The sequence below is a fragment of the Micromonospora sp. CP22 genome (assembly GCF_009712475.1).
In the GTDB taxonomy this organism is placed as follows: domain Bacteria; phylum Actinomycetota; class Actinomycetes; order Mycobacteriales; family Micromonosporaceae; genus Micromonospora.
The window spans coordinates 19,662-30,787 of sequence record NZ_VCJO01000030.1 but is presented as its reverse complement, the minus strand read 5'-3'; the positions used below and the strand labels follow the sequence as shown (position 1 = coordinate 30,787).

Sequence of the window (11,126 nt, the reverse complement as noted above, 5' to 3'; positions counted from 1 at the left end):
GACCCAACCGCCACCCCACCCGCCGCCACGACGTCCATATCGTCACCAGCAGCGCGACCGGGAAGACAACCTCTTCCAAGAAGAAATCGACCAATCCCCGGCCACGCCGCACAGGTTAAAGATCAAGTTAGGGCGACTGCTTAGGCTGGCCGCCAGCAGTCGCGTCGGATGCGGCGGCAGCCCATGCCGGCCGATGGCGCCCGGTAACAACGTCGTCAACAAGCAAGGCGACGATTCCGGACGGTGTGAGGTCGGGACGCAACCGGCTTAACCTCTCCATCTCGGACGGCGTCAGCCTGATCTTGAGCTGTTGATCCCTCCTCTCCCGAGTTGGCAACGGCGGCAGGTCATCTGCGACAGGTCGCTGTCGCGGCATACCTCAACTCCTCACCCAGCAGATCGAGCGGTCGCGCATCACGGGTCGAGGGTCCCACACTCCCCATCGCCAACCACTGGTGCCATCCCGATGCCGCCAGACCAATTCTAGGTACCTATTATTGGTACCTAGAATTGGAACCTAGGCAACCTCAACTCCGGGCATCTCATCTGTAAAGGAGCAGAGATCAACGTGAGCCAGTCGGACCCGATCAAAAAGATCACGCTCAAGAACGGAAGAACCCGTTACCGGTTCGTCATTGACGTCGGACGGAAGGCAGACGGACGTCGAGACCAGCGGACGTACACCTTCGACACCAAGAAGGAAGCCCGGGCGGAGTACGCCCGGATCAAGCACGAGACCGACCGCGGCACGTACGTCCGGCCCGGCAAGGTCACGGTGGATGAGTTCCGAGACGAGTGGTTGCTGTCCGCCACCCGCGACGTGGAGAAGGCCACGGCTTCGAACTACCGGGACGCGCTCCTACCGGTCCGGGCTCGACTCGGTGGAAAGCCGCTCCAGGACGTCAACGAGGCAGACATCGAAGCCTTGATCGACTGGATGCTGACGGAGGGCCGGCGGCGTGGCGGCAAGCCCGGATCGGGACTTGGCGTCCGCTCGGTGCGCCTGACGCTGGGCCGCCTCCGGACCGCGCTGAACATGGCGGTCCGTCGTCAGCTCGTGGTGCGCAACGTCGCCGCGTACGTCACCATCCCCCGCGCAGCAGCGAAGGCCGCTATCGAGGAACGGGCGAAGCGTAAGCCCTGGACCCAGGAAGAGGTGAAGACGTTCCTCACCGGCATTACCGACGAACGCCTGTACGCCGTCTGCCTGCTGTCGCTGATGGGTCTGCGACCGGCCGAGGTGTGCGGGCTGCGCTGGTCCGATGTCGACTTCGACGCAGGCACCATCGCCGCCGGGGACAACACACGAACGCTCGTCGACGGCGAGGTCGAGGAGAAGAAGGCCAAGTCGGCGGCTGGCCAACGCGGCCTACCGATGCCGGCAACCGTGGCGAAGGCACTGAAGGCGTTCCAGACCCAGCAGAAGAAGGAACGCCTGAAGGCAGGCGACGCGTATGTTGACAGCGGCTACGTCCTAGTCAACGAGATCGGCGAGGGGCAGCGCACCGACTGGCTCCGCCGCCGGGTGTACGACCTGATGGCCAAGGTCGGGGTACGGAAGGTCCGGCCCTACGACGCCCGACACGCCTGCCTGACCTATCTCGCCGCCGCCGGAGTACCCGACGTGGTGCTCGCGGCTTGGGCCGGCCACGCGGACGGCGGCACCCTCGCCAAACGGGTCTACGTCCACCCCGACAGCAGCCACCTGAAGGTGGCCGCCGAGCACCTCGAATCCGGCCTGTTCGGGTAGCTCTCACACCCCGGATTTCAGCAGTACGCGCGTACGTGATGAATTGTGAGACGGGACAGCAAAAAGCCCTGACTCACCAGAGTGAATCAAGGCTCTGACCTGCTGAAACTCTGTCGGGACGGCCGGATTCGAACCGACGACCCCTTGACCCCCAGTCAAGTGCGCTACCAAGCTGCGCCACGTCCCGATGCCACCACAGGATCTCCCCGCGACAGCCGGTACAGCTTAGCGCAGGAGCCTCGACCGCTCGCACCGGCCCCTCCCGGCATGTGTGGTCTGGCTCGATGGATCGGCCCAGCAAGGTGAGCAGCAGAGCATTCCTCAAGCTCCCCCCACCACCCGGGCACGACCGTCGAGGTAGGCCCCCGTGACAAGCGGCGATCATGGACCGAAGTGGGTGACACCACCACCCACCACCCCTAAAGCATCCTAGGAGGGTGGGTGGTGCGTTGGGTGCGGGTTGGGGGGTCAGCCGTGGGCTTTGCCGCGTCCGCCGGGGCCGAGCTTCTTCCGTGGGCGTACCGAAATCTCGATCGGGCTGCCCTCGAAGCCGAACTCCTCGCGCAGCTTGCGCTCGACGAAGCGCTGGTAGCCGGCGTCTAGCGGACCGGTGGTGAAGAGCACGAAGCGCGGTGGGGCCACCCCCGCCTGGGTGGCGAACAGGATCCGAGGCGCCCGTCCGCCCCGCACCGGGTGCGGGGTGGCCTGGACCAGCGCGGTCAGCCACGCGTTGAGCTGTGCGGTGGGGATCCGCGTCTCCCAGCTGTCCAGCGCCCGATGCAGGGCGGCGGCGAGCTTGTCGACGGCCCGGCCGGTCTTCGCCGACAGGTTCAAACGGATCGCCCACGGGATGCGGCGCAGCTCCCGCTCGATCTCCTTGTCCAGGTAGTACCGACGGTCGGCGTCGACCAGGTCCCACTTGTTGAAGGCGATGACCAGTGCCCGGCCGGACTCGGTGACCATGGACAGGATCCGCTGGTCCTGCTCGCTGATGGGTTCGCTGGCGTCGAGCAGCACCACCGCCACCTCGGCCGCCTCGATCGCCGAGGCGGTACGCAGGCTGGCGTAGTACTCGGTGCCGCTGGCCCGGCCGACCCGCTTACGCAGCCCGGCGGTGTCCACCAGGTGCCAGGTGTCGCCACCGATGGTGACCAGACTGTCCACCGGGTCGACGGTGGTACCGGCGACCGAGTCGACCACCGCCCGTTCCTCGCCGGAGAAGCGGTTCAGCAGGCTGGACTTGCCGACGTTGGGCCGTCCGACCAGGGCCACCCGTCGCGGGCCCCGGGGGCGGTACTCCGCCACCTTCGGCGCCTCCGGCAGCGCGGCCAGGATGGCGTCGAGCAGGTCACCGGAGCCCCGCCCGTGCAGTGCCGAGACCGGGTGTGGTTCACCGAGTCCGAGTGACCACAGCGAGGTGGCCTCCAGCTCGACGCTGGTGTTGTCGGCCTTGTTGGCCACCAGGATCACCGGCTTGGCGCTGCGGCGCAGCATCTTCACCGCGGCCTCGTCGACGTCGGTGGAGCCCACCGTCGCGTCGACCACGAAGACCACCACGTCCGCGGTCGCCACCGCGGTCTCGGCCTGGGCCGCGATCGCCGCGGCGCGGTCCTTCGCGTCCGGTTCCCAGCCACCGGTGTCCACCACGGTGAACGCCCGGCCGGACCACTGCGCGTCGTAGGGCACCCGGTCGCGGGTCACGCCCGGCACGTCCTCCACGACCGCCTGACGACGACCGATGATGCGGTTCACCAGCGTGGACTTGCCCACGTTGGGGCGTCCGACCACAGCCACCACCGGCTGCGGACCGGTCGGCTCCTCAATGTCGGAGTCCGGCTCCCGCAGTTCTACCCAGCCGTTGTCGCTCATGCCATGCCTCGCTTCACTGGTCGGCGGGCGGCACCGCGCGCACGAACGTTCACGCCACTGACCGTTCGGCCAGTAGTGCCCGCAGCCGCGCCACGACCTCGTCGATGCCGAGTTCGGTGGTGTCGAGCACCACCGCGTCCGGTGCCTGGGCCAGCGGGTCGGTCTTGCGGGTGGAGTCCAGTTGGTCACGCCGGGCCAGGTCGGCGGCGGTGGCGGCCACGTCGGAGGCGTTCTCGGCGCTGCGTCGCGCGGCACGCGCCGCCGCAGACGCGGTCAGGTACACCTTCAGGTCCGCGTCGGGGGCCACCACGGAGCCGATGTCACGTCCCTCGACCACGATCCGCTCCGCCTTGGCGATCATGTCGCGCTGGCGGGAGACCAGCAGTGCGCGCACCGCCGGCACGGCAGCCACGGCCGAAACGGCTGCGGTCACCTCGGGGCCACGGATGTCGGTCTCGACGTTCACCCCGTCGACCGTCACGGCGTATCCGGCGGGGTCGGTGCCGATGCGCAGGTCCACCTCACCGGCGACCTTCGCCACCGCCTGCGCGTCGGTCAGGTCGACGCCCGAGCGCAGCACCGCCCAGGTGATCGCCCGGTACATGGCGCCGGTGTCGAGGTAACGTCCGCCGAGGCTCGTGGCGAGCCGCCGGGAGACGGTGGACTTACCCGAACCGGACGGCCCGTCCACAGCGACCACGCAGCGCCCGGCCGGCACGTTTTCCTCCACCGTCGTCCTCCTCAGCCCGTACCTCACGATCCATCAGGAAAGACCGCGAGCGGTTGACCACACGTGTTCAATGATGCCCGGCGTCGTGGAGTGCTGCCGCTCGGGCCGTCAGGCAGCCTACCCTCAGCCGTACCCGCGGCTGCCGCCTCAGTCACCCACGGCCTTGAACAGGGCGGCGACCTCCGCGTTGGTCAGCCTCCGGGTCCGCCCGGCGCGCAGGTCGCCGAGCCGGATCGGCCCGATGGAGGTACGCACCAGCCGGCTCACCGGGTGCCCGACCTCCGCGAGCAGTCGCCGTACGATGTGTTTGCGGCCTTCGTGCAGGGTCAGCTCGACTTGGGCGGTACGCCCCAGACTGTCCACCACCCGGAAGGCGTCGACGGTCACCGGGCCGTCCTCCAACTCCACGCCGGCCGCCAACCGCTTGCCGAGGTTGCGTGGGATCGGGCCGGACACCTCGCACAGATAGGTCTTCGGCACCCCGAAGGAGGGATGCGTCAGCCGGTGCGCGAGGTTGCCGTCGTTGGTGAGCAGCAGCAGTCCCTCGCTGTCCGCGTCGAGCCGCCCGACGTGGTAGACCCGCTGCTCGACCCGGTTGCCGAGGAAGTCGGTCAGCGCGGTACGCCCCTTCTCGTCCGCCATGGTGGAAACCACCCCGCGCGGCTTGTTCATCGCCAGGTACACCAGCCGGGTGTCGGCCACCAGCCGCTCGCCGTCAACATGGATGACGGCCGTGGTCGGGTCGACCTTGTCACCGAGCTGGGCCACCCGTCCGTTGACCGTCACCCGGCGACGGAAGATCAGATCTTCACACGCCCGCCGGGAGCCGACACCGGCGGCGGCGAGCACCTTCTGGAGGCGTTCCGGGCCGGTGTAGACGGGGGCGTCGGGGCGGGGGGTGCGGTTATCGCGCGGCATCGGCAAGCTCTTCTACGTCGTCGGGGAGGAACGGGGCGAGAGGCGGCAGGTCGTCGAGGCTGTTCAGGCCCAGCTTCTCCAGGAACATGGTGCTCGTCCGGTAGAGGTAGGCGCCGCTGTCGGACTCGGTGCCGCACTCCTCGATCAGGCCGCGGGAGACCAGGGTACGGATCACCCCGTCACAGTTGACACCACGGATGGCGGAGATGCGCGACCGGGTCACCGGCTGCTTGTACGCCACCACCGCCAGGGTCTCCAGCGCGGCCTGGGTCAGCCGGACCGACTGCCCATCGAGAACGAACCGTTCGACATAGGTGGCGTATTCCGGGCGGGTGTACAGCCGCCATCCGCCCGCCGCCCGACGCAGCTCGAACCCGTGACCGGCCGAGGTGTATCCGGCGGCGATGTCGTCCAGCATCGGGCCGATCCGCTCGGCGGGCTGCTCCAGCACCTGGGCGAGGACCAGTTCGCTCACCGGTTCGTCGACCACCAGCAGGATCGCCTCCAGCGCGCCGCGCAGCTCCGCGTCGTCGAGTTCCGGCGGCGGCTCCGGCACCGCACGCTTGCGTGCCCCCGGCCGCCCCCGCCCCGCTCCCGGCTCCACCTTCTCGATGGAGGGAACCGGCTCCGTCTCAATGGGGGGAACCGGTTCCTTGTCCATGAGAGGAACCGGTTCCTTCTCGATGGAGGGGATCGGGCCCTGGAGGGGCACCTGCGCTCCAGGATCCGCGTTGTCGGTCGCGACGCCGGGAGAGGTGGGGGTGGGTGGCTCGGGAGGGGTGGGGTTCTCGGCTTGGGTGGGGTCCTCGGGCGGAGCGGTGGGGGCGGCGCGCTGCCAGGGTGGGATCCAGGCGGCGGCCTGCTCGGCCAGGGAGTCCGCTCGCTCGTCGTTGCTCATCCAGCTCGCTCCTCGATCACTCCGTCGCACCGGCCGCGCCGGTGTCGGGACCGCCGGTGGGTGCCGCGTCGGCGACGCTGTCCGTCCCCGGGGTACCGGCTGTCGGCTCAACCGGGGTGCCGGCTGTCGGCTCAGCCGGGGTGCCGGCGTACTCGTCGATGGCCAGGGCCGGGCCGCCGTCGGCGGGGCCGGTCCAGCGTACGGTCAACTCCTCCAACGCCTGTTCCTGGACGAAGGCCACCACGCCCTGCCGATACAGCTCCAGCAGGGCGAGGAACCGGGCGACCACCTCCAGGGTGGCCGCACAGTCGGCGCAGAGCAGCGAGAAGGTGGCGGTACCGGCCCGACGTAGCCGTTCGGCGATGATGCCGGCGTGTTCCCGGACACTGACCCGGACCATGTGCACGTGGGCGACGGACACCTCGGGTATCGGCTTCGGGGTCATCGCCCGCACCGCCAGCTTGAGCAGCCGCTGCGGACCGATGCCGAGCACCAGGTCGGGTAGCGCCTCCGCGTAGCGGGGTTCGAGGGTGACGGCACGCGGGTAGCGTCGACCGCCGACCTCCTCCAGCGCGGCGATGTGCGCCGCCGCCTCCTTGTACGCCTTGTACTGCAACAGCCGGGCGAAGAGCAGGTCCCGCGCCTCCAGCAGGGCCAGGTCCTCCGGATCCTCGACCTCGGCGGCCGGCAGCAGTCGCGCGGCCTTCAGGTCGAGCAGGGTCGCGGCGATCAGCAGGAACTCGCTCGCCTCGTCCAGGTCCCAGTCGTCGCCCATGGCCCGGATGTACGCGATGAACTCGTCGGTCACCTGGTGCAGGGCGACCTCGGTGACGTCGAGCTTGTGCTTGCCGATCAGTTGCAGCAGCAGGTCGAACGGGCCGGTGAAGTTGGCCAGCCGGACGGTGAAACCGTTGGCGTCCGTCTCCGGGTCCGTGCCGGTCGTCGGCTCGACGCCGGTCGACGCCGCGGTGTCCTGCGCACCCGGCACGGGTGCGTCAGCCGCCACAGGCGGGTCCGCCGTAGCGGTCGGGTCGAGGGACGGGGCGCTCACGCCGACGACGGTAGTCCACGGTCGGGACACCTCGGTTCAGCGCCTCCTACCGCTCGGCCTGCGCGGCGATCACCTCGCGGGCCAGCTGACGGTAGTTGCGGGCACCCGAGGAGGCCGGGTCGAGCGTGGTGATCGGCGAGCCGGCGACGGTGGACTCGGGGAACTTGACGGTCTTGGTGATCACCGTCTGGTAGACCTTGTCGCCGAACGCCTCCACCACGCGTTGGAGCACCTGACGGCAGTGTGTGGTGCGGCTGTCGTACATGGTGGCGAGGATGCCTTCGAGTTCCAGGTCGAAGTTCAGCCGCTCGCGCACCTTGTCGATGGTGTCCAGCAGCAGTGCCACGCCGCGCAGACTGAAGAACTCGCACTCCAGCGGGATCAGCACGCCGTGGGCGACGGTCAACGCGTTGATCGCCAGCAGGCCGAGCGACGGCTGGCAGTCGATCAGGATGAAGTCGTACTCCTTGCGGACGCTCTTGAGCACCCGGGCCAGCGCCATCTCGCGGGCGACCTCGTTGACCAGCTGGATCTCCGCGGCGGAGAGGTCGATGTTGGCGGGCAGCAGGTGCAGCCCGGCCACGTCGGTCTTGATGAGCACGTCCTCGGCGGTGACGTCGTCCTGCATCAGCAGGTTGTAGACCGACAGATCGAGGTTGTGCGGGTTGACTCCCAGCCCGACGGAGAGGGCACCCTGCGGGTCGAAGTCGACCAGCAGCACCTTGCGACCGTACTCGGCGAGGGCCGCACCGAGGTTGATGGTCGTGGTGGTCTTGCCGACCCCGCCCTTCTGGTTGGCCATCGCGATGATCCGGGCCGGTCCGTGCCGGTCGGTCGGCATCGGCTCCGGGATCGGCTTACGCATGGTGTAGGCGGCCGGATCGGCTGGGCCCAGATCCGAGCCGAGGGCGTTCTGCTGCTCGCGGAGCTCCGACGTCCAGGTCTCGGCACGGTCACCGTTGCCAGCCATGTCCTTCGTTGCCCCCTTCCGACGACCATTCCGGCGTCGGAGCCGCTCGACGTCCTTGCGGCGCCGCTGCGCACCCCGGCGATTCCTCCGCGAGGCCGCGCCGATGCCGACTGTACGCCACCGACCAGCAGGCCGTTCGGACCCGCTCGGCGTGTCGGCCGCCGGCAACGGTCACCGGCAGGTCAGGCACCGGCACCGGCCGTGCCCGGCCCACCGACCGGTCCCCCGACGGGCCCGGTCACGGCCGGTCACCGTCGAGGTTCAGTCGCGGGCGCGCGGATGCGCGGTGGCATAGACCTCGCGCAGCCGCTCGACGGTGACCAGGGTATAGACCTGGGTGGTGGTCACCGAGGCGTGGCCGAGCAGTTCCTGCACCACCCGGACGTCGGCGCCGCCGTCGAGCAGGTGGGTGGCGTACGAGTGACGCAGCGTGTGTGGCGACACGGCCTGTGGACCGTCGACGGTCAGCCCGGCCCGCTCGGCCGCCCGGCGCAGGATGGTCCAGGCGCCCTGCCGGGTCAGCGGGCCGCCCCGGGCGTTGAGGAAGACCGTCGGGCTGCCCCGCCCGGCGGCGACCAACCCCGGCCGGGCGCGCACCAGGTACGCGCCGAGTGCCCGCAGCGCGTACCCGCCGATCGGCACCAGCCGGGTCCGGCCGCCCTTGCCGCGCAGCACCGTCACCCCGTCGTCGAGGTCCACGTCGTCGACCACGGTGCCGACCGCCTCGGAGATCCGTGCCCCGGTGCCGTACAGGAACTCCAGCAGCGCCCGGTCACGCAGCGCCAGCGGGGCGGCGTCCCCCGCCGCGTCGACCGGTCCGGCGGCCTCCAGGAGGGCGACGACCTGGTCGACCGGCAACGCCCGGGGCAGCCGACGAGGTGTGGCGGGGGGTCGCACGTCGCGGCTCGGGTCGGCGGCGGCCAGGCCCTCGCGCAGGGCGAACCGGTGCAGTCCGCGTACCGCGCTGGCGGCGCGGGCGGCCGAGGAGGCGGCGAGGGGCGGGTGCCCGTCGGCACCGGCGCGCAGCCGGGCCAGGTGGCGTTCGATCTCGCCGGCGGAGACCGCCGACAGGTCGGTCACCCCGGCGGCGGTCAGCGATCCGAGGTAACGGTCGAGATCCCGACGGTACGAGGCGAGCGTGTTCGCGGCGAGTCCACGTTCGACGGTGAGGTGGTCGAGGTAACCGCGCACGGCACGGCGCAGGGCCGGCGAGGGCTGGTCGTCCCCGCCGGCCTCGTCCGGGCTCGACCACTGGTCCGTCAGGCCAGCACCTCGGCCAACGGCAGGGTGGACAGGCCGTGCGCCTCGGCGACCGGGCCGTAGACGACCTGACCATCGTGGGTGTTCAGGCCCAGCGCCAACGCCGGGTCGCGGCGGGATGCCTCACGCCACCCGTGGTTGGCCAGTTCGAGGGCGTACGGGAGGGTGACGTTGGTCAGCGCGTAGGTGCTGGTGTTGGGCACCGCGCCGGGCATGTTCGCCACGCAGTAGAAGATCGAGTCGTGCACCCGGTAGACCGGATCGTCGTGGGTGGTGGGCCGCGAGTCCTCGAAGCAGCCGCCCTGGTCGATGGCGATGTCGACCAGCACGCTGCCCGGCTTCATCCGGGAGACCAGCTCGTTGGTGATCAGCTTCGGCGCCTTCGCCCCGGGCACCAGCACCGCCCCGATGACCAGGTCCGCGTCCAGCACCGCCCGCTCGATCTCGTACGCGTTGGAGACGACGGTCTGTAGGTGGCCCCGGTAGATGGCGTCGGCCTGCCGCAACCGGCCGACGTTCTTGTCCAGCAGCAGCACCTCGGACTGGAGGCCCAGCGCGATCGCGGCGGCGTTCATGCCGGAGACACCGGCACCGATGACCACGGTCTTGGCCGCGTAGACACCGGAGACACCGCCGGGCAGCACCCCCCGGCCACCGCCGGTACGCATCAGGTGGAAGGCCCCGACCTGCGGAGCGAGCCGTCCGGCCACCTCGGACATCGGGGCGAGCAGCGGCAGCGACCGGTCCGGCAGCTCCACCGTCTCGTACGCGATGCCGGTGACCTTCTGGTCGAGCAACGCCTCGGTGCACTCCCGGGAGGCCGCCAGGTGCAGGTAGGTGAAGAGCACCTGCCCCTCGCGCATCCGGTGGTACTCCTCGGCGACCGGCTCCTTGACCTTGAGCACCAGGTCCCCGGCGTCCCAGACCTCGTCGGCGCTCTCCAGGATCTTGGCTCCGGCGGCGGCGAACTCCTCGTCGGTGATGCTCGACCCGAGCCCGGCGCCGGCCTCGACGAAGATCTGGTGACCGGCTCGGGTGAACTCGTTGACGCCCGCGGGCGTGATCGCCACCCGGTACTCGTGGTTCTTGACCTCGCGTGGGATGCCGACCTTCACGTTGCAGACCCTCTCTCCGCCGGACCGCTGCCCCGACAAACGCGGAGTGTGGTGGCCCCTTTGCCGCCACAGACAACCGTCCCGTGGGCGGCAGTTTAAGCGGGCCGACCCGACGCCGGTGCCAGCACTGTGACACCTGGTGGTCGCGGACGTTGACGGTGTGTCAGGTGTGAACGCGCCCCTCGGTGGAGTGTCACCTCAGCCGTCAGGACAGGGTTCGATGTCATCGTCCCACTTTGGCAGGCCGGTGCCGCAGACCAGCGGGTGGATCACTATTGTGTCGCCTCATGACCTATCCCCCTCAGCCCGGGTATCACCCCCAGGGCGTTTCTGACAAGAGCAAGGTCGTCGCGGGTGTCCTGCAGATCCTGCTGGGCGGTTTCGGCGTCGGCCGGTTCTACATGGGTGACACCAAGACCGGTGTCATCCAGCTCATCGTCACCTTGGTGACCTGCGGAATCGGCAGCCTCTGGGGCCTCATCGACGGGATCCTGATCCTGGTCAACGGTGGTGTCGACGCACACGGGCGACCGTTGCGCGACTGATCCGCGACATCACGCAGGGG

At 69.7% G+C, this 11,126-nt stretch carries 10 protein-coding genes and 1 tRNA gene; 2 read left to right on the top strand and 9 right to left on the bottom strand.

What is annotated here, in order from left to right:
• Positions 1–568: 568 nt before the first annotated feature.
• Complete coding sequence (locus FF096_RS27395; RefSeq protein WP_309223907.1) at positions 569–1,750, top strand: tyrosine-type recombinase/integrase; 1,182 nt, start codon at positions 569–571, stop codon at positions 1,748–1,750.
• Positions 1,751–1,863: 113 nt separating this feature from the next.
• Here FF096_RS27395 and FF096_RS25265 read toward each other — a convergent pair.
• The 9 genes from FF096_RS25265 to ald form a co-directional block, all read right to left on the bottom strand.
• Positions 1,864–1,937: transfer RNA gene (locus FF096_RS25265), tRNA-Pro, on the bottom strand.
• 281 nt (positions 1,938–2,218) lie between these two features.
• Positions 2,219–3,619, bottom strand: a complete 1,401-nt coding sequence (der, locus tag FF096_RS25260; protein WP_155222058.1) for a ribosome biogenesis GTPase Der — start codon at positions 3,617–3,619, stop codon at positions 2,219–2,221.
• A gap of 49 nt (positions 3,620–3,668) precedes the next feature.
• The gene (gene cmk / locus FF096_RS25255; protein ID WP_309223906.1) at positions 3,669–4,349 is read right to left on the bottom strand and encodes a (d)CMP kinase; all 681 of its coding nucleotides are present in this window, start codon (positions 4,347–4,349) and stop codon (positions 3,669–3,671) included.
• 147 nt (positions 4,350–4,496) lie between these two features.
• On the bottom strand, positions 4,497–5,267 hold the full coding sequence (locus tag FF096_RS25250) for a pseudouridine synthase (RefSeq protein ID WP_155222057.1): 771 nt from the start codon (positions 5,265–5,267) through the stop codon (positions 4,497–4,499).
• Positions 5,254–6,165 (bottom strand): SMC-Scp complex subunit ScpB, encoded by a 912-nt coding sequence (gene scpB / locus FF096_RS25245; RefSeq protein ID WP_155222056.1) that lies wholly within the window; start codon positions 6,163–6,165, stop codon positions 5,254–5,256. Before scpB ends, FF096_RS25250 begins: the two co-directional genes overlap by 14 nt.
• Positions 6,166–6,181: 16 nt before the next feature.
• Positions 6,182–7,216 carry a segregation/condensation protein A gene (locus FF096_RS25240; protein ID WP_309223905.1) on the bottom strand — a complete coding sequence of 345 codons (1,035 nt, stop codon included), beginning with the start codon at positions 7,214–7,216 and terminating at the stop codon, positions 6,182–6,184.
• Positions 7,217–7,262: 46 nt separating this feature from the next.
• Positions 7,263–8,186 (bottom strand): ParA family protein, encoded by a 924-nt coding sequence (locus tag FF096_RS25235; RefSeq protein ID WP_155222055.1) that lies wholly within the window; start codon positions 8,184–8,186, stop codon positions 7,263–7,265.
• A gap of 261 nt (positions 8,187–8,447) precedes the next feature.
• Positions 8,448–9,449, bottom strand: a complete 1,002-nt coding sequence (locus FF096_RS25230) for a site-specific tyrosine recombinase XerD (RefSeq protein ID WP_155222054.1) — start codon at positions 9,447–9,449, stop codon at positions 8,448–8,450.
• Positions 9,446–10,561: an alanine dehydrogenase gene (gene ald / locus FF096_RS25225; protein WP_309223904.1), complete on the bottom strand. Its 1,116-nt coding sequence runs from the start codon at positions 10,559–10,561 to the stop codon at positions 9,446–9,448. The genes FF096_RS25230 and ald overlap by 4 nt, the downstream gene beginning before the upstream one ends.
• Positions 10,562–10,848: 287 nt before the next feature.
• Between ald and FF096_RS25220 the strand changes: the two genes are divergently transcribed.
• Entirely contained in the window at positions 10,849–11,106 is a 258-nt protein-coding gene (locus FF096_RS25220) for a TM2 domain-containing protein (protein ID WP_196222644.1), read from the top strand.
• Positions 11,107–11,126 lie beyond the last annotated feature (20 nt).